The sequence below is a fragment of the Eubacterium callanderi genome, assembly GCF_900142645.1.
GTDB lineage: Bacteria > Bacillota > Clostridia > Eubacteriales > Eubacteriaceae > Eubacterium > Eubacterium callanderi.
Map to the genome: position 1 here is coordinate 234,612 of NZ_FRBP01000003.1, position 22,821 is coordinate 257,432.

The 22,821-nt window shown below is 51.8% G+C and carries 22 protein-coding genes; 10 read left to right on the forward strand and 12 right to left on the reverse strand.

Features of this window, described 5'->3' with window-relative positions; all coding sequences use genetic code 11:
* Positions 1–103: 103 nt before the first annotated feature.
* Together BUC22_RS05025 and BUC22_RS05030 are read left to right on the forward strand one after the other, a co-directional pair.
* Entirely contained in the window at positions 104–1,321 is a 1,218-nt protein-coding gene (locus tag BUC22_RS05025) for an iron-containing alcohol dehydrogenase (RefSeq protein WP_013379908.1), read from the forward strand.
* A 128-nt stretch (positions 1,322–1,449) separates the two neighbouring features.
* Positions 1,450–2,604: an FtsW/RodA/SpoVE family cell cycle protein gene (locus tag BUC22_RS05030; RefSeq protein ID WP_073382429.1), complete on the forward strand. Its 1,155-nt coding sequence runs from the start codon at positions 1,450–1,452 to the stop codon at positions 2,602–2,604.
* Between the two features lie 15 nt (positions 2,605–2,619).
* Here the strand turns inward: BUC22_RS05030 and BUC22_RS05035 are convergent, their stop codons facing one another.
* From BUC22_RS05035 to BUC22_RS05090, 12 genes are all read right to left on the reverse strand, one after another.
* On the reverse strand, positions 2,620–3,747 hold the full coding sequence (locus BUC22_RS05035) for a hypothetical protein (RefSeq protein WP_013379906.1): 1,128 nt from the start codon (positions 3,745–3,747) through the stop codon (positions 2,620–2,622).
* Positions 3,744–5,153: an FAD-binding oxidoreductase gene (locus BUC22_RS05040; protein WP_013379905.1), complete on the reverse strand. Its 1,410-nt coding sequence runs from the start codon at positions 5,151–5,153 to the stop codon at positions 3,744–3,746. The genes BUC22_RS05035 and BUC22_RS05040 overlap by 4 nt, the downstream gene beginning before the upstream one ends.
* Before the next feature lie 10 nt (positions 5,154–5,163).
* A complete protein-coding gene (locus BUC22_RS05045; protein ID WP_013379904.1) occupies positions 5,164–5,529 on the reverse strand; it encodes a DUF1667 domain-containing protein in 366 nt (121 codons plus the stop codon).
* Positions 5,530–5,535: 6 nt separating this feature from the next.
* On the reverse strand, positions 5,536–6,780 hold the full coding sequence (locus BUC22_RS05050) for an NAD(P)/FAD-dependent oxidoreductase (RefSeq protein ID WP_013379903.1): 1,245 nt from the start codon (positions 6,778–6,780) through the stop codon (positions 5,536–5,538).
* Positions 6,777–8,498: an FAD-dependent oxidoreductase gene (locus BUC22_RS05055; protein WP_013379902.1), complete on the reverse strand. Its 1,722-nt coding sequence runs from the start codon at positions 8,496–8,498 to the stop codon at positions 6,777–6,779. The genes BUC22_RS05050 and BUC22_RS05055 overlap by 4 nt, the downstream gene beginning before the upstream one ends.
* A gap of 101 nt (positions 8,499–8,599) precedes the next feature.
* On the reverse strand, positions 8,600–10,093 hold the full coding sequence (locus tag BUC22_RS05060; RefSeq protein WP_013379901.1) for an FGGY family carbohydrate kinase: 1,494 nt from the start codon (positions 10,091–10,093) through the stop codon (positions 8,600–8,602).
* Between the two features lie 243 nt (positions 10,094–10,336).
* Positions 10,337–10,969 carry a cobalamin B12-binding domain-containing protein gene (locus tag BUC22_RS05065; protein WP_013379900.1) on the reverse strand — a complete coding sequence of 211 codons (633 nt, stop codon included), beginning with the start codon at positions 10,967–10,969 and terminating at the stop codon, positions 10,337–10,339.
* Between the two features lie 19 nt (positions 10,970–10,988).
* Positions 10,989–12,533, reverse strand: coding sequence for an FGGY-family carbohydrate kinase (locus BUC22_RS05070; protein WP_013379899.1), 1,545 nt, complete (start codon positions 12,531–12,533; stop codon positions 10,989–10,991).
* 33 nt (positions 12,534–12,566) lie between these two features.
* Positions 12,567–13,715: a uroporphyrinogen decarboxylase family protein gene (locus tag BUC22_RS05075; protein ID WP_013379898.1), complete on the reverse strand. Its 1,149-nt coding sequence runs from the start codon at positions 13,713–13,715 to the stop codon at positions 12,567–12,569.
* A 16-nt stretch (positions 13,716–13,731) separates the two neighbouring features.
* On the reverse strand, positions 13,732–14,301 hold the full coding sequence (locus BUC22_RS05080; RefSeq protein ID WP_013379897.1) for a glycerol-3-phosphate responsive antiterminator: 570 nt from the start codon (positions 14,299–14,301) through the stop codon (positions 13,732–13,734).
* Between the two features lie 185 nt (positions 14,302–14,486).
* On the reverse strand, positions 14,487–15,254 hold the full coding sequence (locus BUC22_RS05085) for a DeoR/GlpR family DNA-binding transcription regulator (protein ID WP_013379896.1): 768 nt from the start codon (positions 15,252–15,254) through the stop codon (positions 14,487–14,489).
* Positions 15,255–15,314: 60 nt separating this feature from the next.
* The gene (locus tag BUC22_RS05090; protein WP_013379895.1) at positions 15,315–15,878 is read right to left on the reverse strand and encodes a GNAT family N-acetyltransferase; all 564 of its coding nucleotides are present in this window, start codon (positions 15,876–15,878) and stop codon (positions 15,315–15,317) included.
* A gap of 144 nt (positions 15,879–16,022) precedes the next feature.
* On the opposite strand from BUC22_RS05090, the gene BUC22_RS05095 reads away from it, so the two are divergent.
* The 8 genes from BUC22_RS05095 (at position 16,023) to BUC22_RS05130 (ending at position 22,763) form a co-directional block, all read left to right on the forward strand.
* Positions 16,023–17,138, forward strand: coding sequence for a glycerol dehydrogenase (locus BUC22_RS05095; RefSeq protein WP_013379894.1), 1,116 nt, complete (start codon positions 16,023–16,025; stop codon positions 17,136–17,138).
* A 616-nt stretch (positions 17,139–17,754) separates the two neighbouring features.
* Complete coding sequence (locus BUC22_RS05100; RefSeq protein ID WP_013379893.1) at positions 17,755–18,471, forward strand: helix-turn-helix domain-containing protein; 717 nt, start codon at positions 17,755–17,757, stop codon at positions 18,469–18,471.
* Entirely contained in the window at positions 18,468–19,313 is an 846-nt protein-coding gene (locus tag BUC22_RS05105) for an ATP-binding protein (RefSeq protein WP_013379892.1), read from the forward strand. The genes BUC22_RS05100 and BUC22_RS05105 overlap by 4 nt, the downstream gene beginning before the upstream one ends.
* A 69-nt stretch (positions 19,314–19,382) precedes the next feature.
* Positions 19,383–19,760 (forward strand): GntR family transcriptional regulator, encoded by a 378-nt coding sequence (locus tag BUC22_RS05110; protein WP_013379891.1) that lies wholly within the window; start codon positions 19,383–19,385, stop codon positions 19,758–19,760.
* Positions 19,760–20,626: an ABC transporter ATP-binding protein gene (locus tag BUC22_RS05115; protein ID WP_013379890.1), complete on the forward strand. Its 867-nt coding sequence runs from the start codon at positions 19,760–19,762 to the stop codon at positions 20,624–20,626. The genes BUC22_RS05110 and BUC22_RS05115 overlap by 1 nt, the downstream gene beginning before the upstream one ends.
* Positions 20,623–21,258 carry an ABC-2 transporter permease gene (locus BUC22_RS05120; protein ID WP_013379889.1) on the forward strand — a complete coding sequence of 212 codons (636 nt, stop codon included), beginning with the start codon at positions 20,623–20,625 and terminating at the stop codon, positions 21,256–21,258. The genes BUC22_RS05115 and BUC22_RS05120 overlap by 4 nt, the downstream gene beginning before the upstream one ends.
* 11 nt (positions 21,259–21,269) lie before the next feature.
* Positions 21,270–21,896 (forward strand): ABC-2 transporter permease, encoded by a 627-nt coding sequence (locus tag BUC22_RS05125; RefSeq protein WP_013379888.1) that lies wholly within the window; start codon positions 21,270–21,272, stop codon positions 21,894–21,896.
* A 150-nt stretch (positions 21,897–22,046) separates the two neighbouring features.
* On the forward strand, positions 22,047–22,763 hold the full coding sequence (locus BUC22_RS05130; RefSeq protein ID WP_013379887.1) for a FadR/GntR family transcriptional regulator: 717 nt from the start codon (positions 22,047–22,049) through the stop codon (positions 22,761–22,763).
* Positions 22,764–22,821: the final 58 nt, after the last annotated feature.

Genomic DNA, 22,821 nt, shown 5'->3' on the forward strand with positions numbered 1-22,821 from the left:
CCTTGCCGCAATCCCAATATTTTTAACAGTTTTTTAATTCTCCTTGACCAGCACACTTTTAGCGTTTAAAATGAGACTATAACAAAGTGAAGGAGTGAATCTTATGAACCTGATGACGATTCCGTACCGGACATCGCATATTATGATGAAAGGTGTATTAAATGTACTCAAGCTCCCCATTCCACCAAGCCTGGTAGGCCCTGGAATGGTCAAACGTTTCCCGGAAATTATTTCGCTCTGTGATGTGCACAAAGCGCTCGTTATTACTGATAAACCTTTAATGGAGATGGGACTGCTCGACGGATTTCTTGAAGCCCTTAAAAAAGCAGGCATCGACTACTCTGTCTTTGACGGCGTTCAGCCCAACCCGACCTTCGAAAATATTTATGACGGGCTGGAAGCCTACTATACCGAAGGGTGTGACGGTGTCATTGCCTTTGGCGGCGGTTCCTCCATGGACTGCGCTAAAATCGTGGCCGCCAAGGTCACCAATGACAAGCCGATCCCAAAAATGAAGGGCCTGTTCAAGCTGACACACCGCCTCCCGCCGTTCTTTGCCGTTCCTACCACGGCAGGCACCGGCTCTGAGGCCACTGTTTGTGCGGTTATTACCGATACCTCAAATCACGAAAAATTTGCCATCAACGACCCCAAGCTCGTGCCGCTGGCAACCGTGCTGGACCCTGAGCTCATGGTCGGCCTGCCGCCGGCTCTCACCGCCAGCACCGGCATGGATGCGCTTACACATGCCGTCGAAGCCTATATCGGCCACTATGACGCGCCCTTTGTCAAGGAAAAAGCGCTCGCGGCTACCGAGGTCATTATGCGTGATCTGGAAGCAGTTTACAAAGACGGCTCTAACCTGAAGCTTCGCCAGAATATGTCTGTCGCCTCCTTTGACGCAGGTCTTGCCTTTACCCGGGCTTATGTGGGCTATGTCCACGCCATCGCCCACAATTTAGGCGGCTTTTACGGTGTGGCACACGGCTTTGCCAACGCAGTTATCCTGCCGCACATTCTGGAGTTTTCCAGAGACGCGGCCCAGAAAAAACTTTCTGAGCTCGCCCTGTGCGCCGGCCTTGGCGAACCCTGGGACAGCGAGGAAATTCTGTCCTATCGCTTTATCGACCGGATTAAGGAAATGAACGCCAATATGGGGATTCCGGAAACCATTGATGCGCTGCGCATCGAGGATATTCCTGAGCTGGCCAAGCGTGTGCTCAAGGAAGCCAACCCAACCTATCCAGTCCCCAAAATCATGGATTATGACGAATGTGTCGCCATGCTTGAAGAGCTGGTTACTCCTGAGCAGCCAGAGTAAGGAAACAAATATGAGCAGGCATATAAATTGCCTGCTTTTTTATTGATTTTTTCTGAAGCGTTAAATAAATTACAGTTTTTTACAAGTATTCAGGCGTAAACTAGACCATAAAAGGGAGGAGGCGCGGCATGGCTAAGCTCAAAGCATTTTTAAGAGACACCGATGGTTTTTATCTTCTGTTGATAGCAGCCTGTTCACTGCTGTCTGTCACGCTGCTCCTTTCGTGGTGCAACAGCGTCTCCCCTGCCCCTGCTCCCGGCTTCTGGGAATTTCTTGTAAAATATCGTGTAGCCCTGATCCAGCTGCTGGCTGTGGCGGCAGGTCTCTCCTGCGCCCTGATCATAAGCCGTATGGACTATCACCGGATGACACCGCTCTGGATAACCTACACGGCTGCGATCTGGCTGCTGGTGCTGCTGACCTTTCTGCGTGCCGGCCCTTTTGGCGTAAGCCCCGGCGATACCGGCGCCTATTGCTGGATACGCCTGCCCTTCGGCCTGGCCCTTCAGCCCACCGAGCTGGCAAAATCAAGCTTTATCCTGACTTTTTCTCTCCATCTGTACGCAGTGCGCCATACCGATGCCCCCCTGGCAGTCGCCGCTCTGATCGCCCATCTGCTGACTCCGGTTGTCCTGATTCACCTTCAGGGTGACGATGGCACCGCGTTGATCTTTTTTGTCACGGGGCTGGTCATGTTTTTGTCGGTTAAGCACAAGCTGCGTTATTTTATCGGCACTGCGGCTGCGGCACTGGCAGCTGTGCCGATCGTCTGGCAGCTGATGGCCGGTTACCAGAGGGCACGTATACTGGCAGTTTTTGCCCCCGGAAGGCTGGACAGCCTGACGCTGGAGTCCATTCTATACCAGCAAAACCAGGGGCTGGCCGCCATTAATGCAGGCGGGCTCTTTGGTCTGGGCCTTTTCAAACCCGATACGACCTACATTCCCGCCGCTAATAATGATTTTATCTTTTCGCATCTGGCTGAGGTCATGGGTCTTGCGGGCTGTGCCATCCTGATTTTGTTGCTGGCAGGCATTCTGTACAAAACCCTGTCCATCGGCATAAGAAGCCATGACTTCAGAGGACGCACCATCGCTGTTGGCGTCTTTACCCTTTTTCTTGCTGAAGCGGTGATCAATATCGGAATGAACCTTGAACTGATGCCGGTTATCGGGCTGCCCCTCCCATTCTTCAGCAGCGGAGGCTCCTCACTTATGGGCGCTTTTCTCTGTGCGGGCTTTATTCTGAGCGTAAAAAGAAACAGCTTCTCTGAAAAACTCTGAGAAGCTGTTTCTTTTTTATTGTAAACATTCAAGGTAGTAAAGGACTGTCTTGTCGGGCATCGCTGTCTTTAACGCCGCATAGGCATAGGGCTCAAAGACGACAATCTGCTCTGCTCCGGCTTTTTCAATATCTGCGAGGGCATCTTTCTGAATAAGCGCTGCCATCTCCGCGTCAAAACCGATCAGGTGGTATTCTGCGCCAAGGGGTTTCTGCCAGATATTTAAAACATTGACGCGCTTATCTGCCTTCAGCAATGGTAAAAATTCCATACTGGTGGCGATTGGTGTCTCGTCGCTGTTGATGGCAAGCGCATTGAGGGCCTGGCCGTTTCTCAGGAAACGACAGTTAAAGCTGCCGCCGTAAAAGTAAGAGGGCGCTTCGATTTTAAGCAGCTTCAGCTCGTCAGGAAGGTAAACCACCTCAAAGGGAACGCTGATCCCCAGCTTTTCTGCAAACTGTGTCAGCAGATAGGTGGTCTGGCCCGAAAGGGTATACACGACTTCTATCCCCTTTTCCTGAAGCCCGCTGATCAGGCCTTCCAGATATTTAATCCCCTCTTCCACCATACCGTAGGCAAAGTATTCCCAGCCTGCAAAAACCGGCGCGGTCTCCGGCTCAAAGGCAATGCCTCTCGCCTTAAACCACTGGCCCAGCCCAGACGCGCTGTCAGCGGCGATGGTGGCTGTGGCGTCGTCCAGGAAGAGAAAATTACCGCTGCCCTCAAGCACCGGGACAGCCTCCTGCCACTGTCTGAGTGCCTCTGCGTCGGTTTTCAGGATATGTCCACCGCCTGCCTTCAGGGTATCTTTAAGCGATTCGGCGATTTGGGTGCCAAAACCCTTTTTTAACATCAGCTCACGGCTGAGGATCATGACGTCTGTCAAATCCTCGGGGTTTTCGCCAAAGTTCTGCCAGCGCTCTCCCTGGCGTGACAGGATACTCTGGAATACCAGCCCCGCGATGTAGTCGTTAGGAGCCATTTCATCTTTGAAAACCGCCCGTGCCAGCTGAAGCCTGCGGGAGGGATAGTCGTGGAGCATATGGCTCGCCCGGAATTCCGGACAATAGCACACAGCCTGGTCCATATGGATCACCTGGTGGTTCAGCTTGTCTTCGTAATGTTCTAATGTAAATTCTCTCATAATCCCAGCACTCCTTTGTTTACTAATCCCTTGGGGTCAAGGGCGTCCTTGATTTTCTGCATGACCTCGATACCTGCTTCACCGTGCTCCAGGGGTAAATATTCAGCCTTGGCTTTGCCGCTGCCGTGGTGGTGTGAGACGTTGCCGCCGTATTTAAGGCTGGTACGGATGGCAGTGTCCAGACATTCCATATAGCGCTTTTCACCGTCGTAATCGTCACCGCCGGTCTGGGCGTGGAAGATCACATAAACACTGGCGCCAGTATGGTATACATGTGAAAAGTGGCAGTCAACGCTTTCGCACATGGGCTCAAGGGCTTTGCGCATTTCACGCCACACATCGGCGATGCAGTCCCAGGGTGCCGCCACCTCGATGGCATCGGCTGTGCCGCCCTTCATAGCGTCGTGATCCAGCATTTTTTTCGTGGAAAAACGTGAGTGGAACCAGTCATAGCCCGGCTTCGGCCCCTTAGGCACACCGCCATTTAAGGCACAGTAATGATGAACGTATTCCCGTTCCAGATCCACCTGCTTTTCCAGACCTTCGTAGCCGATGACCAGAAAAACGTGGCCTTTTTCAAAGCCGTATTTTTCCATTTTAGGAACACTTTCCTCTTCATCATAAAGACGGACCACTGCCGGGTGGACATTGTTTTGGACAAACTGGCGGATGGCTTCCAGACCGTCCTCGGTACGGTTAAAGGTAAAGGCTTCAAAATAGCGTTTTTCGGCTACTGGATAAATTTTCATTTCCACTTTGGTGACAATCCCGTATACACCCTCGCTGCCCAAAAACAGCTGGTCCAGCTCTGGCCCGGTTGATGCCTTCGGCGTTTTGTGTGTGTTCAGCACATGTCCGTTTGGCAGCACCACCTCAAGGGAGTTAACCATATCGTCCATCTTACCGTATTTGGTAGAGAAGGTTCCTATGGCGCGCGTGGCGACCATGCCGCCCAGCACGGCGCTCTGGAAAGACTGTGGGTACTGGCCGCAGGTATAACCTGCTTCGTTCAGCATGTTTTCAAAATCTGCCCCGGTCAGGCCCGCGCCGCCCACAGCAGTGCAGTTGACAAGGTTAATTTCAAATTCCTTTAAATTTTTAATATCGAGCATGACCTCATGGTTTTCAGCAATACTGCCGCCCACAATGCCAGAGCCGCCGCCAAAAGGAATGATACCGACGCTGTACTCCTGAGAGAGTGCCATGATCCGGCTGACCTCATCAGTGCTTCCAGGCATGAGAATGGCTTCTGGCAGAACCTTGTAAGGCCCCTGAAGCAGCCATTTATACTCTCTGGGATAACAGCCATGGGCATAGATAAGGCGTTCCTCCTCGCGCCGGAGCACGGTAACCTCTGGCAGCTCTTCCTGAACCGCTTTCAAAAAATCGTGGGTATTTTCTTTCATTGTATTCTCCTTACTTTGCTTTAATGTCACGTGCCGCTATAATGTCAACACCTGTGTCCAAAATATTCGAGACCACTACATCGCCCGCCCGGACCGGCGCTTTCACTGCAATGCCGTAAAGGGCATGGATGCAGTCTCTGAGCTTCGTTTTACTGACTTCTTCACTGCTGACCACAGGCAGCAGGTTAAAGATACCGCCCTCTATTGCAACCGTTGTGGTCAGCATCCGTTTGGGATCGGTATACTCATTGACCGCGTATTTTTTCCCGTTATTGCAGTCAAAGCCAGCGGTTTCAAAGGTACCATCATCCTTGATGGTCAGCTCACCCTTGCAGCTTTTGGGGCAGACAATGCAGGTATAATTTCTTTTTTCCATTTTCCATCACTCCTTTGCCACGCTGATACAGATGGGGCCGTCTGTTGTTTTGCCGAGGTCAATGACCTCACAGACCATTTCCGGCGGCTTGACCACCGCGTGTTTTTTCAGCTTTTGGGACTGCCCATTCTGGCTAAATACCAGCCTTACCTTTTCGTCAGGCTTTCTGACCCGCATAAAGACCGGAACTTCTCCAACTGTCCCGCTTATTTTCTGGGGAACCACAAAGCTGATGTTATCGCCGGCTTCCACAGCACGGTACTCATTACCTCCGGTCTCACCCTTTATGTAGCGGACTGCGCCGCGGGCCGCCATCTCTCCGGTTTGGGAGACATAGTCCACCAGGTCAAACACTGTGACCACATTACCTGCCGCAAAGACACCGGGAACGGAGGTCATCATCTGCTCGTCCACCACCGGACCGCGTGTTCTCGGGTCCATTTCAATATTCAGCTGTTCACTGAGCTCATTTTCAGGGATAAGGCCGACCGAAAGCACCAGAAGATCACAGTCAATATATTCTTCGGTTCCTGCGATGGGCTTGAGGTGTTCGTCTACCTTTGCGACAGTAACGCCCTCGATCCGGTCTTTGCCGTGGATCTTGGTCACGGTTGTGCCCAGATGCAGCGGTATGTTGTAATCCTCAAGGCACTGGACAATATTTCGGGTCAGTCCGCCCTCGGTATGCATAATCTCATAGACGCCCTTCACCTCGATATCCTCAAGCGTCATACGCCTTGCCATGATAAGGCCAATGTCTCCTGAGCCTAAAATCACAGCCTTCTTACCCGGCAGATAGCCCTCCATATTAATGTAGCGCTGAACCGCTCCGGCAGTCAGTACCCCAGCGGGACGCGTTCCGTAAATCATGACCTGTGAGCGCGTGCGTTCACGGCAGCCCATGGCCAGAATAACAGATTTGGCCTTGATCTCAAGAAGGCCATCCTTTTCATTGACCGCATAAATAGTCTTATCCGGCCGGATTTCCAGCACCATGGTGTCCAGCTTGACTTCAATTCCCTCGGCCTCTACCTCGTCGATAAAAGCCTGGGCATACTGGCCTCCCGTCATACGGCGTTTAAACCGCAGCAGGCCAAAGCCATCGTGGATACACTGCTGCAGAATACCGCCGAGGGAAAGGTCCCGTTCAATAATCAGAGTGTCAAGTCCTGCCCTGTGCGCTTCTACGGCTGCTGCCAGCCCTGCCGGGCCGCCGCCGATAATGGCGCAGTCTGTCTGTATCCGGTTCATTCTTTTTCCCCCTTTCTGGATGCTGTAGTCAGCATTTCTGAGCCCGCGCCGCGCTTAGTGACTTCCTCAGGCGCGATCCCCAGCTCTCTGGCAATGATTTCTACAACCCTCGGGCCGCAGAAGCCTCCCTGACAGCGCCCCATGCCTGCCCGGGTACGTCTCTTCACCGCGTCCACGGTTGTGGCTGGTATTTTACCGTGTATGGCGTCCACAATCTCACCCTCGGTGATGGTTTCACAGCGGCAGATCACATGGCCATACAGCGGATTTTTTGCAATCAGCGCTTCCTTTTCTTCCAGTGTGCAATCTCTGAACACCTTGTGCGCCGGACGGATGGGGTCATAATTCTCACGCACAGCGGCCTCAGGGTGAAGCGTTGTGTAAATACCCTCGACCCGTTCCGCGATGGCCGGTGAGGATGCCAGCCCGGGAGACTGGATGCCTGCCACATGGATAAAGTTATCCAGCACTTCAGACGCTTCAATGATAAAATCCTCAATATAATTGGAAGCCCGGCAGCCGCTGAAATAGGTGATAATATCTTTTTCGGAGGCCCCCTCGGTCAGATGCTTGCCTTTTTCCATGACAAAGCGCAAATCTTCTTCATCTACGGCCAAATCATCTTTTTCCGGCACCTCGATGGCTGAGGGTCCCCACACTGGGTTGCCCTCGGGTGTCTGGGTCGGGCCGCCGCCCTTGGTAAAGTTTTTAGGCGGTGTGCCAATAAAACATTTGTTGGTGGTTTTGCCGATCTTTTTATCCAGAATCACCAGCGTGCCACGGCGCGGATGAATGGTGTAAAAACGGTCGCCTGCCAGCTCTGCGATTTCGTCGGCATACAGGCCCGCGGCGTTGATCACACAGGCGGCTTCAATGATCCCTTTGTCGGTGACCACGCCGCTTATCCGGGCGCCATCTCTGATAAAGCCCAGCACCTCTGTATTCAGCATAAGCTCTGCCCCGTTGTCAATGGCGTTTTCCATGAGAGCTTCAACCACCTCGTAGGGCTCAACATAGGCTGCCGATGGGGTCCACAGTGCCTTTACCACATCATGGTTGACTGCTGGGTCAATGGCTCTGGCCTCATCGCCGCTTAAAATGGCAATGCCAGGCACACCGTTCTTTTTTCCCAGCTCATAGTACTGCTCCAGATAGGCGTCGTCTGATGCGTCAAAGCCTGCTACAAAGGAGCCGCAGCGGTTCATTTTAAAATGAAGTTCTTCCTGCCACTGTGTGTACATGGCATTGCCCTTTACATTGAGCAGGGCCTTCAGGGAGCCTGCTTTTGAGTCGTAGCCTGAGTGGATCATCCCATTGTTTGACTTGGAGGTTCCCTCAGACACATCTGAGGCTTTTTCGACCACGATAATGCGTTTATTGTATTTTGCCAGGGTTCTCGCAATACCGCTGCCGGTTACCCCCGCACCGATAACTACAATATCCGCCTGGTCGATCACGCCGGCTGCCTCCGCCTTTTTCAGGTCCTCTGTCCGGTCTCTCCGGGCCATCTCTGCCCCCTTGACGGTCAGCTTGTTAATGACCCCTTTCACGCCGCTTTTTCCAGCCGCGTGGCCGATGTCAACCACATGCTGCCAGACATCCACCTCGCCAGTCAGGGTGATCACCCCGCGCGCGTCGGCGCTGGCTTCAATTTTGTAATGTTTTAAGGACGGATCATCCTCTAGTTTCTGATAAAATTGTGCAACACAATCGGACACGATTGTCTCTCCTTTCTGCTTTCAGGCAGAGGAACGGGGTCAGGTGGACAGTCCGCCTTACCCCGTTACCTCTTTCTGCATTTATTCTTCTTTAAACAAAACTATGCCTGCTTACGCCAGCCTACGGAGCGCTCGATGGCTTCACGCCAGCCTGCGTAAAGCGCTTCGCGCTTTTCATCTGTGATGGCCGGCTCAAAGTACTTATCGATTTCAAGAGACTTGTCAAAATCGGCTTCGGTCCAGAGGCCTGCTGCCAGACCGGCCATTTGGGCTGCGCCCAGACTGGTAGCTTCGACGGATAGAGGTCTGTCGACACGGGCGTCGAGCATATCAGCCATGAGCTGCGCCAGCAAATCGTTCATCGATGCTCCGCCGTCAATACGGATATCGGTCATTTTTACGCCAGATTCCTTTTCGACAACGTCCAGAATATCCTTTAAGCGATAGGCGACCCCCTCCAGCGTTGCCCGCACAATGTGGGCCTTGGTGGTGCCGCGGCTGATGCCAAAAATAGTTCCTCTGGCATAGGGATCGTGATAGGGTGCGCTGAGGCCAGCCAGCGCAGGTACAAAGTATACCCCGTTAGAGTCCTCAACTGACCGTGCCAGCGGTTCCGATTCACTGGATTTGTCAATGACCTGAAGCCCGTCGCGCAGCCACTGAACAGCTGAGCCCGTAACAGCTTCAAAGCCTTCCAGAGCGTAATTGATTTCATCCCCGATCTTCCAGGCAATAACCGTGTTTAAGCCCTGGTCGGATACGACACATTCATCGCCGATGTTGATATCTAAGAATGAGCCCGTACCGTTGGTGATTTTACAGGTTCCCTTGGAACGGCAGCCCTGGGCATAAAGCGCGGCGTGCTGGTCGGCAATGGCGCCGCAGATGGGAACCTCTGCCCCGAAAATATCCGGCTCTGTGGTGCCGTAGTTGCCGGAGTCACTCACGATTTCGGGATAAATATCGGTTGAAATTCCCAGATAGTCTAAGAACTCGGTATACCACTCTCCTGTGCTTAAGTCCAGGCTGCCCATAACAGAGGCGTTAGAATAGCTGACCACATGGCTCTTTCCGCCGGTCAGCTTCCAGATCAGCCAGGTGTCAATGGTGCCAAAAAGCGCTTCGCCGGATTCGATCTTTTCTTTGATTTCCGGCACATTTTCAAGATACCAGTGCAGCATCAGGGAGGAATAAACCGGCGCTACTGTCCAGCCTGTGGCCTTGCGCGCTTTTTCTCCCCATTCACTGTCATTAATTTTCTGACACAGGGCCGCGGTGCGGTTATCCTGCCAGACAATGGCGTTGTACAGCGGCACGCCGGTATTTTTATCCCAGACCAGGCAGGTAGCCCGTTGGTTGGTAATGCCGATGGCCGCGATCTCTTCTGGCGCCACGCCGCCTGACAGCATGGCTTCCTTACACATCCGAACACTCTTGTCATAAATTTCCATGGCATCGTGTTCAACCTTGTCCGCACTCGGTGTGTACTGTGTGAATTCTTCATAGCACTGGGATACAATATTAAAATCCTTGTCAAAAATCAGTGCTCTTGTACCAGTTGTTCCTTCGTCAATGACTAAAACATAGTTTTTCATTTTTTTACTCCTTTACTCCTCAAAAAATGATTATTCAGTTGTCTTCCTTATGCTCAGCCCTGCTGTCAGAAACCTCCTTTCCTCCTTCGCCTGTAAATGCTTTACATATTCACTTTTTATGTATTTTGTATTGACTTTATGTTAATATTATATGCTTTTTGATGGTTTGTCAACTAATTTTTAAATTTTTCAAAATTTACAATTAAAAAAGCACACTGGTCTCCACAGTGTGCTTAAATCCTGTTAATTCCGGCAGATCTGTACGGCTGTCTCGGCAGCGCTTCCCGCGTCCTTAGCAAAGGCGTCACAGCCTGTTTTATCGCAAAAATCCTGCGTGATGGGCGCTCCGCCAATCATAATTTTAAACTGTTCCCGGACGCCCGCATCCTCAAAAGCCTTAACAATTTTGGGTATCTCGGGCATGGTAGTGGTCAGCAGGGCAGAGCAGGCCACAATATCGGCCTTTTCCTGCACAGCGGCCTCCACAAAACGCTCCTCGGGCACATCAATGCCGATATCCACGACTTTAAAGCCCCGTCCCTCAAACATCATTTTTACCAGGTTTTTGCCAATATCGTGCATGTCTCCCTTTACGCTTCCCAGCACAATGGTTCCAGTAGCGGTCTGCTGGTTTTCTAAAAGCAGAGGCTTCAGCACCTCTGACCCGTTCTGCATGGCGTAGCATGAGCACAGCACCTCCGGTATATAGAGCTCCTCGTTTTTAAACTCCTCTCCCACCATCTCCATCGCTTCCATCATGGTATCCAGAATGGCCTGCGGACTGGTTCCCTTGTCCACTGCCGCCTGCACCATGGCGGACGTCTCATCCTCTAATCCTTCATAAACCGCATTTTTAATCTGATCTAATAGATTCATTCTTGTCTCCTCTGTTTTCTCATTTTAATGCCAGCTTCACCAGGCGCTCGTAGACGTCTGCCTTTCTCAGTGCCTGGTAGGCATCCTTGTATATTTCAAAATATTCATTATACAGCGCGTGCCGCTGCATATCCGGCTCACAGACCGCCACAATCTTCACCATGTGGGCAACAGCTTCACTCACGTTCGCGTAGAGCTCTGCGCCCAGAGCCGCCAGAACTGCCGCACCCAGTGCTGTGGCCTCCTCTACGGCCAGAATACTGCAGGTCTTGCCATAGATATCTGCCTGAATATGATTCCAGACGTCGGATTTTGCGGCACCGCCGCTCAGTACAATCGCGTTGACCTCGACGCCATTTGTGATCATCTGGTCAATGATTTCGCGGGTTTCGTAGGTAACGCCCTCCATAATGGCCCGTGCCATGGCCTGCCGGCTGTGGCCCAGGGTCAGGCCGATAAAGGTTCCCCGCGCAAAGGGGTCCCAGTTCGGCGCGGCTGAACTGGCAAAATACGGGATACAGATGAGCCCGTCGCTGCCCGGGGCGATGGCCTCGACCTGTTCGTTGATGAGGTCGTAGGGATCGACGCCCAGGGCCTTTGCCTTTTCAATCTCTGGTACGGCAAATTCGTTCCGGTACCATTTCAGGGAGCTTCCAGCTGCGTTTTGCAGGCCTTCTGTTTCCCACTTGCCCGCTACGGTATGGGCCGAGCAGGGCAGGCGCATGCTGCCGTCGTAGATGGGCTCGTCCATATAGGCCAGAGTGACGCCTGCGGTGCCGATGGTCACCTCAATGGTGCCTTTTTTCACAGCACCTGCGCCAATGCCGGCGCACTGCTGGTCGCCGCCGCCCGAAACCAAAAGGGTTCCCTCGGCAAAGCCTGTGAGGGCGCTGCTCTCTCTGGATATTTTTCCAACCACCTTGCCCGAAGGCACCAGGTCGGGCAGCTTGGATTTGTCAAGCTCCAGAGCGTCTACGAGCTCATCGCTCCACTCAAAAGCTTTGATGTCCATCAGTCCCTGGAGGGAGCCGTTGGACCAGTCCTCAAAGTAGCCCTCTGCGCCGAGCTTGTTTAAAATACGCTCCTGATCCATGGCAAACTTATAGGTTTTTTCGTAAATTTCCGGCTGGTGTTTCTTGATCCACATGATCTTGCTGACCGACCAGGTCGTGCCCACAGGCAGGCCGGTGATCTCATAATAGCGCTCCGCGCCCACCAGGCGGCCGATCTCCTCACATTCCTCAAAGGAACGGCTGTCCTGCCAGGAGATGGCGGACCGCAGCGGCATGCCGGCTTCATCCACCGGGGTAAAGGTACAGCGCTGGGTGGAAAGGCCGATGGCGCGGATTTCCGCAGGATCGACGCCTGCTTTCGCGATGGCTTCCCGGGTGGCCTCACAGGTCTGCTGCCAGGTCATCTCTCCGTCCTGTTCGACCCATCCTGACTGCGGAAAGGTACAGGGATACTCACGGTAAGCGCTGCCGACTGTGGCGCCCTCCATGTCAAAAATAATCACTTTTACGCCGGTCGTTCCAATATCGATTCCACTAATATAATTTTTCATCTCTACTCTCTCCAAAAATTATTTTTTATTCGCTTACAATTGAATGGGATAGACGCCGAATTCGTGGGCACATTCGATCATGTGCACCAGGTTTTCCGCACTCACATCGCTCTGAACATTGTGGGCCGGTGACAGCAGAAAGCCGCCGCCAGGGGCCAGCGCCTTAATGGCATCGCGCACTTCCCCGGTGATCTCGTCCTTTGTGCCAAAGGGCAGTATTTTCTGAATATCAATGTTGCCGTGGAATACGATTTGATCGCCGAACTCCTGTTTCAGCTCGTAACGGTTCATATGGTTGGCGCCTGGCTGTACCGGGTCCAGAATGTCGATGCCGCAGTCGATGAGGTCCGGGATAAAGGGGCGGATGGAGCCGCAGCTGTGCAGCATGACCTTACCCTGCGGATTTTTCTTAAGCAGCTCTGTCTTCGCGCTTACCCAAAGCTCCTCGAGATGTGGTTTTACCACCTTCCGGAAGGTTCTCGGTGAAATGAGCGGGCTATCCTGTGTGCCCAGATCCTCACCGCTCAGGCGCAGAATATCCACGTATTCACCGACAGCGTCGATACAGACACGGTCGATTTCTTTCTGTATTTTACAGACCTTGTCCAGCAGCGCGTGGGCAAATTCCTGATTGTTGACCAGGTCGCGGTACCAGCGCTCATGGCCGCGCATATAGGTCGCCACCTCAAAGACCGCGCCGGCAAATTTTGCCAGAATGGCCAGATCGCTTTTGTCCCGGACCATCTGCATTTCCTCGCGCAGGCCCTCGTAACGTTTGGGGTCGCTGGGGTCCGGCCATTCATAATCTTCCAGATCCTCGATGGTGGCGTCTGCCAGGGGCGGGTTCTGCAGTTCAAAGTAAAAATGTCCGCCGTCGATCATGGTCTTTTTCCAGTAGCAGCCCCATTCGTCGGTAAAGCTGCCGTCCTCAAACTGTCTGGAATGGGCTGATTTTGCCGATCTCGGCGAAATGTAGTACATGTCCAGATCCAGTGCCTGGATCATCTCCAGCGGCATCTGTACATCGGTCCAGTGGCCCATCCGGGGGGTGTCTGGAAGATGGTCCATCTTCAGCAGCCTTTTCATATCTCTGTATACATCAATGGTCAGGACCATATCCACAGGCACCCGGTCGGGCTCCTGGTGGCTGGCCGCTGCCATCACACGTTCTCTCGAATTCATTCTTGTCTCTCCTTTTTTACAAATTCCATAGCGCCTCGCAGCTGCACACAATATTCATGGCGCCTGCCTGTATCATTGTTTTTACATCGCTCGGCTTTGAAACCAGCCCGCTTGTGATCACAGGCTGTTCAAATTCACTGCTTACCTTGCGCACGATCCGCGGGATCAGCCCTGGCGTCAGCTCGATAATATCTGGCTTCGACGCCTTAAACAGGTTGATACCGCTTTCCAGCGCCTGATTGTCCATGAGGAATATCCGGTGCGCGGTGATCAGATTTTCCTTAGCCGCCAGCTTCAGAATATGGCTTTTGGTCGAGATGACGCCATCGATCCCAGTGCGCTCCACCGCGTGCCGGATGCCGCCAATGTCCCGTCCAATGCCCTCAATCAGATCCATGTGCAGGAATACCAGTCCATTTCGTTCTTTAAATTCCTTAATCAAATTTTCTGCCTTAAAGTAATCGCCTCCTACCATAAACAGCACCCGAACCTTAGAGTCGAGAGCCTTCCTGAAATTCTCCGGCGTCCGCACAGCGGCGATAACCGGGTATGCCTTAAAAGTCTTCATTTGTTCCTTTGTGATCATTGGAGTGGCCTCTTTCCAATGATTTAAGATAGAAAAAAACCGCCATAAACAAACGGGACAGCTCTCCCATTTATTTATTGCGGTTTCTACAATCTCAAACCAATACGTATTAATTTATTTCATAATAGCATGTCTGTAAATCGATGTCAACGATTTTTTCTGTTATTAAGAAATCTTTTACGATTTTACAGAATGTCAATCCCGTTATTCCGGGCATATTCCCTGTAAATTTCGGGTTCTTTACCATCGACAACAAAGGCCTCAAAAATATTCAGGTCAAACATCTTGGCCAGGGATATTTTATCGAACTTGGTATAGTCGGCCATGAGATAGCACTTCTGGCTGATCTCGGCCAGCGTCTGGTTGACCTCGATCTCCTCCAGCGAGCTGTGGGTCACGCCTTTGGGAATGGAAACAGCCAAAACCCCCATAAAGGCTTTGTCAATGTTAAACTTTCTGAGGAAATCATCTGCGTCCTTTCCGTAAAAAGCGCCGGAAATGCTGCGCAGCCGCCCGCCGGGCATAAAGACATTCACACCCTTTACGGTAGATGCCTTGAGGGCCACATTCAGCGACAGCGTTATGACGTTCAGGCTTTTCATATCCTCCAGATAATCGAGAACCAGCTCGACGGTGCTTCCGGAGTTCAGCGCGATGGTGTCCCCATCCTTAATCAGCCTTGCCGCCTTTTGCGCGATGATCCGTTTTTCATCCAGGTTTTGCAGCTTCTTCTGGGCAATGTTCATCTCCACAGTGGTCTGGCTTGCCAGGCTTTCCTTGGCATAGGCGCCTCCGTAGGTCAGTTCAATGCCGTACTCCTCTGCCAGGTATTTTAAATCCCTCCGGATGGTTGGCACGCCCACCTCGTATTTTTTTGCCAGCGCGTCGGCCTTTACGGAACCCTCCTTCAGGATTTTATTGAGTATTTCTTTTCTGCGTTCTACATGCAGCATTCACTTCACCGCCCTTTTCTACCAACACTATACCATTTCTTTCATGCCTGCGCAAGGGGTTCAGCGGGCTGTTCCCTGCCATTCACGGCGCAGAATGCTGTAAACGGCCGCGTCGCAGCGCCCATAATTGCTCACATTGTATTCCCGGAGCACCCCTTCTTTTGTCATACCGCACTTCTGCATGACTTTTCCGGACGCCGGGTTTTCCACCGCGTGCAGAGACTCGATGCGGTTAACCCCCACCCGCTCAAAGAAAAAACGGATCACTGCTGACAGCGCCTCAGATGTGAGCCCCTGGTTCCAGTATTTCCGGCCGATGCAGTAGCCCACATGCACATACTCAGCCGCCTCATCGACGCGGACAGCGCCAATGCTTCCGATGGGCTCGCCGGTTTCCTTCAGCGTGATGCACCAGTTGTAATCACTCAGTAAAATGGCGTCGTTCTGCCACTTTTCGATGATGGCCTGGGAGTCCTCAGGACTCTCGTGGGTGGGCCAGCTCATAAATCGGGTAACCTCTGGGTCTCCTGCCCAGCCCAGGTACATGGCCTCTGCGTCGTCAATGGAAAACTGACGCAGCACCAGGCGCTCGGTTTCGATTCTACGCGTTCCCTGATGGTTCATATGAATCCCTCACTTTCTTTTAGCCTATTATACCACGATTACAAGCCTGTGTATCGGTTTTCTTTTAGGTTTTAAAGGTCCAATTTCCAAAGGCTTTATGGTATAATAGCCCTGAACTTTATACGAATCAGGAGGTTTTTACACATGCTTACATCAACCACGCGCGCATTTGGCTCTCCCAGCCGCTACATTCAGGGCTACGGCGAGCTTGAGCGCCTTCAGGACTATACAGCCGACTACGGGAAAAAGGTGCTTGCCATCATTGACCCGTTTTTTTACGACACCCTTTCCCCATCCCTAAAGGAAGCCTTTGAGGCTGCCGGCTCTGCCATCGAATCCGTTAAATTCGGCGGCGAAACCACCATCACCGAGCTTGAACGCCTGGCAGCCATCGCCTCTCAAAACGGCAGTGATGTCATTGTGGGGATCGGAGGCGGCAAAACCATCGACGCGGCCAAATACACCGGCATCGCGGTATCGGCAGCCATTGTCATTGCCCCGACCTCTGCCGCCACCGACGCACCGACCTCTGCGCTCTCGGTCACCTACACCGAGGAAGGCGTCCACGCTGAAACCATCTATTTCAAGCGCAACCCCGACCTCATTCTGGTCGACAGCAAAATCGTCTCCAAAGCGCCCATCCGTTTGCTGGTATCTGGGATGGGCGACGCGCTGTCCACCTATTTTGAAGCCCGGGCGCATCTGGAGTCCAACACTGCCAACCGCATTGGAAAGGGCTACCGCACGACCCTGGCAGGGATGGCGGTGTCTGAGCTGTGCTACCAGGTGCTGCTTGAGGACGGCCTGAAGGCCAAACAGGCTGCCGAAGCCGGGGCCTGTACCGAGGCCCTTGAAAACATTATCGAGGCCAACACCCTGCTCAGCGGGCTGGGCGTGGAATGTGTGGGCTGCGCAGGAGCGCACGCGCTGAACAGCGGCTTTTCCGCTGTGGAGGCCTGCCGGAATTACACACACGGTGAGATCGTCGCCTTTGGCACCCTGTGCCAGCTGGTGCTCGAAAACCGCCCAAAAGCCGAAATCGAGGAGGTTCTGGACTTTTCCACCAGCGTGGGCCTGCCTGTCACCCTTGCCGAAATCGGCCTGGATGCCCGTATGGAGGCTGACCTTCGCCTGGTAGCCGAGCGCGCCGCAAAGGCGAAGCACATCGCCGCCGAGCCTGTCACCGTTAACCCTGAAATCATCTACCATGCCATCCTGGCCGCTGACGCGATGGGCCGGGAGTGGAAGGCGGAAGGTTGATTCAAGGTTAAATCCAGAGGCTGTTTTAATGGAAAATTGAGAACGGAGAATGACGGTGAGTCCAAAGTTAGAATAACTTTGGGGAACGAACCTAATGCACAGCTAAAGGAACAAAACGCCGCGCATTTTGAATGAAATAGCGGCCATAAGCCGCTGTCTTAATCGCTTTTGCAGCAGTAAAAGAGGTTTTTCATTTTCAATTTTCAATTAACAGTCCTCTCATTCACGTTCTGCCTGTTTATGATAGCATTTGTCTACACACTGCGACCGTTTTTATACGGTCTTTTTTTAATATCACAAATTTTTACCCTTTCTGGACAAAAAAAGCGGGAACTATTTCTCTTTTATTTCGATTGTATAGATAGAGGCCTTTACACGTGAATAAGGGCAAAGACAAATGAAAGTTGCTCATTTAGCACTGAATCGCAAAAACATTTTTAAAAGTATTTTATACTTCATTTTATAATAAATTCACTTAAACCAAATGTTTGTTATTTCTGCCAAAAAAAGTATGTATGTAGTAGAAGCATTTTTTACAATGATCAATGAAACACCCTGCCATTTTCAAAAAACTCGGTATGTATATAGTAGAAGCATCTCAAGAGGAGGAAAAAATATGGATTATCTCAAACAGCTCAACGCTTATCGAAGAAAGCGTCTGGCCAGCCCGCTCTCGTCCAATGCCATTGCCCTTTACGCCATTCTTCTGGAGTACGCTAACGACCTGTATTTCCCAGACCGCTTTACCGCGGCCAATTCAGTGATCTGCGGCCTCAGCAGCCTCAGCCTGACACGGATGCAGGCCGCGCGTAAGGAGCTCTGTGAAGGTGGTTTCCTGGCTTATACGAATGGGCACAGGGACCAATGCGGTACCTATCAGCTTACCGATCTGGTTCAAGTCTCCAGCATGCTCCAACAAGACGAAAAACCGGACAACAAACCAGTTAGTAAACCGGATACTAAACTGGTTAGCAAACCGGACAGCAAATCGGTTAGTAAACCGGATAACAAACTGGTTAGCAAACCGGACACATTAAATAAACCAAACCAAAGCAAACCAGACCAGCTAAAAGAGTGCTACGGCGACTTTGTCACCCTCACCTCCGATGAACGGATAAAGCTGAGGGAACGCCTGGGCGAGGCGGACACCGTGCGCTACATCGAAAGACTGAACGAGTACATTGGCCAAATCGGCCAGAAAGCCGCCAATAAGCGCTACAGAAGCCATTACCATACCATTCTCAGCTTTTACCGCAGAGACTCGGAAAAGCGGCATGAACAGCCAAACAGCCCCATTCCAGATTACACCGCAAGCAAAGGAGAAAGCCTGTGAATTTTGAAGTCAGAATCCCCGATCCCAACGCCGGCAGCCCGGAATTCTATATGGAGAACGGACTCAAACACTGTCCGCTTTGCCACACCCCCATGGAGACATGGGTGGCCTTTGGCGCCACCCCAAAAAAAGTATCCTGCCTGTGCCAGTGCAGAACCGAAGCCCGCGACCAGCGTGACCGCGCGTTTAAGGCCCACCAGGAGGCAGAGCGGCAGAAAATCCGAAAAGCATCCCATATTCACGACCCCGCCCTGCGCAGAATGACCTTTGAGGCCGACAATGGCGCCTGCCCCGGGGCCATCGAAAAGGCAAAGCGATACGTGGCGCAGTTTGAGGAAAACCTCAGAGAGAACATCGGCCTGTTGTTTTACGGCGATGTGGGCACTGGAAAAACCTTTACCGCCGGCTGTATCGTAAACGCCCTGGACGACAAGGGCTATAACGTCCTGGGCACCAGTCTCACCCGGCTGAGAGACGACATGCCCGGCGAGTTCGATAAAGACCGGAGCCGTAATGCCTACTATGACCGCCTGGCCGGCTATGACCTGGTGCTCATCGACGATTTCGGCATTGAGAGACAGAGCGAATACACCCTGGAGCAGATCTACAGCCTCATCGACGCCCGGTATAAAAGCGGCAAGCCCACCATCATCACCACCAACCTGACGCCCGAGCAGCTCAGTCATCCCCAGAGCATGGCCACACGCCGCATCTATGACCGCATCACAGGAATGTGCTGCCCCATGCTTTTCGAGGGCCAAAGCCAGAGACAGGCACAGCACGAGGAAAAGATGGCAAGGGCCCGGGAGATGCTGTCCACTGCCTTTAAAACTTTTTCTTGACAAACCTTTCAAGCGAGTATATACTGTATATATCGTATATATACAGTATAACTTTCGAAAGGATCATCCATGGATATTATCATCAGCAACAGCAGTGGGAAGCCCATCTATGAGCAGATCACCACGCAGATAAAAAATAAGATCATTACAGGCGAGCTAAGACCCGGCGACGCGCTGCCCTCCATGCGCGTTCTGGCAAAGGAGCTGCGCATCAGCGTCATCACCACCAAGCGGGCCTACGCTGATCTGGAACAGGACGGCTTTATCGAGACCGCTCCGGGCAAAGGCAGCTTTGTCGCCCAGAAGAATACCGAGTTCATCCGTGAAGAAAACTACCGGCAGATACAGGATCTGCTGGAACAGGCCATTGACCTCTCAAAGAGTTGCGGCCTCACCCTTTCTGAGCTCACCGAACTCATCACATTACTCTATAAAGGAGACAGCTAATGGACACTCAAAACGCCATTGAAATTAAAAACCTCAGCAAACATTACCCTGGCTTTTCCCTGAAGGACGTCAGCTTCAGCCTGCCCTCCGGCAGTATCATGGGCTTTATCGGAGAAAACGGCGCGGGTAAAACCACCACCATCAAGGCACTGCTGGGCCTGATCCGCCCCGACAGCGGCACCATGCAGATTCTGGGGCTAGACACCGCACAGAATGAAAAAGACATCAAAAAAGAACTGGGTGTTGTTTTTGCCGACCAGAACTTTCCCGATGACCTCCGCCCCCCTGAAATCACAAGGATTATGGGAAACATCTATAAAACCTGGGATAAGGCCCTGTTCGAGGATTACCTCTCACGCTTCAGGCTTCCCGCAGACAAACGGCTCAAGGACCTCTCCAAAGGGATGAAGGTGAAGCTTTCCATCGCTGCCGCCCTGTCCCACAGGCCCAGACTCCTGATTCTGGACGAGGCCACCAGCGGGCTAGACCCGGTCGTGCGCAACGAAATACTGGACATCTTCCAGGAATTCATCGAGGATGAGGATCACTCCATCCTGATGTCCTCTCACATTACCAGCGATCTGGAGCGCGTGGCCGACTACATCACCTTTATCCACAACGGCCAGATTCTGTTCAGCGAGCCCAAGGACGCGCTCATCGAAAGCCACGGTATTGTCAAGTGCAGCCCGAATCAGTTTGAGACCCTCACCCTCACAGACGTGGTGGGTATCCAGCGCTCCAGCTTTGACGTCCAGGCCCTGGTCAAAAATCCAGCGGCCGTGAGAAACCGCTACCGGGACATGATCATTGATCCCCCCAGCCTGGAGGAGATCATGCTGTTCTACACCAAAGGAGACCAAAAATGAAAGGCTTAGTCATCAAGGAATTTCTGGCCATGCGCCGGTATTTAAAAATTATTGGTGTTTTACTTGCACTGTACATTGTCATGGCTTTACTGACACACTCTGTAGCATTCTTCTCAGCAGTCAACGCGCTTCTCGTTGTATTCTGTGCTTTCAACAGCTTCAGCTATGACCGCTATAACCATTGGGATGAATTCGCTGTTACCCTGCCTGTATCCCGTCTGGAGATGGTGAAAAGCAAGTATGCCTTTTTGCTTTTATTATCTCTGGCATTCACACTCATCATTGTGCTGGTCAACCTGATCATCAACGCTTCTGCCAATGCCGGGTTGAGCGCGGTCATTAAAAACGCCCTTGCTTCGGTCAGCTTTGCGCTCGCATATCTTTCGATCACGACCCCGCTTATCTATCAATTTGGTTTGGAAAAAGCGCGCTATATAATGATTGTCTGCGCGTTTGTTCCTTTTCTGCTCAGCTATATTTTTTCACTGCTGGCTGAAAAAGGCTGCATCGTTTTACCCGCCAAAGAAACCATTGCCGCGGTTTCCGTGTATACCTTACCGATCCTGACCGCTCTGTTTTTTATCGGCTCTTATATGATATCCAAGCTGATCTTTCTGAAAAAAGATTTATAAGGAGACCAAAAATGAAAGGCTTAATCATCAAAGAATTTCTCGGCCTGCGCCGGTATTTCAGAATACTGGCTGTGCTCATGGTGCTGTACATTTTTATGGCCTTTGGCATGACCTCGGTCAGTATTTTTGCTTCGGTCAATGCGATTCTGATCATGATCTGCTCTCTCAGCAGCTTCAGCTATGACAGCTACAACCACTGGAACGAATTCGCCCTGTCCCTGCCCCTGAGCCGGGCCGACCTCGTGAAAAGCAAGTACCTTTTCATTCTTCTGCTGTGCGCCTTCGGCACGGTTATCACACTGGCCCTCAGCCTTATTGTGGGCCTGATCATCCACCTGCCCATGCAGGAGATTCTCATCAGCACGCTTGTCTCTTTGCTGGTCGCCTTATTTCTGGGCGGGCTGATCACACCCTTTATCTATAAATTCGGAACCGAAAAGGCCCGTTTTATCATGATGATTACTGTTCTCATCCCCACTGTAGGTCTGACGTTTTTAAGCAGCTATCTGCCTGCGCTAAAACTGCCCTCAGCCCAGACCCTCACCCTGCTGGCCTGGTGCTCCCCGTTATTTGTGCTGGCGTTTGTGTTTCTGTCCTATTTGATTTCAAGGCATATCTTTTTGAACAAAGATCTGTAATTAAAACAGCGGTCTGTGGCCTTTTACAGCTTGTTGTTTGATGCGCTGATTCTTAAATAAACATTTGCTCATTATTTGCCGGTAGGTTATAATAAGGTACAAACAGGATGTCCAAACATCCTACTAAATGACCTTAGGAGATTTGAAATTATGCCAAGCGACAGAAAAAAACCGGCAAATGCCCTTTCACCCATTGATAACTCCTCCATTGTTGACAAGATTATCGACCGGATTGTCAAAGCCATTTCTACCGGACAATTTAAGGTAGGGGAAAAACTCCCCAGCGAATTTGAGCTCATGGAAGAGCTGAACGTAGGACGAAACTCCCTGCGTGAGGCCATGAAAATTTTATCCGCACTGGGCGTGGTCGACATCCGGCGCGGTGACGGCACCTATGTGTGCGATCACATTGCCCCCACCGTCTTCAACCCCATTATCTACAGTATCATCTTTCAGGCCGAAAGTGACCCGGACATGGTGGAATTCAGGGAGTGTATGGAGGAGATGGTCCTGCGTACAGCCATGAAAAAGGCCACCGACGGCGACATCGTCCACCTGAGCCAGATCATCAAGGATATCCGCAGGTCCTATGAGAGCGGCGACAAGGAAAAAGCCGCCTATCTGGATTACTCTTTTCACGTTGCCATTGCCGATATCTGCGGCAACCCCTATATTTCCAAGCTGGTCAACGGCATCTATGAGATCTTTTCCCTGTCCATTGAGGATACCATCAATACCCAGGAGCTTTTTGACAAGGCTGAGGGCTACCATAAGGAAATCCTCCGCTGCATTCAGGAAAAGGACGTGAAAAGCATCGACGCCGCAGTGGAAAAGAGCATGACTTTCTGGCACGACAAAGACAATTGAGAATGTAAAATGGAGAATGGAGAATTATAGGAACAAATTTGCGGCGCAAATTTGGTTA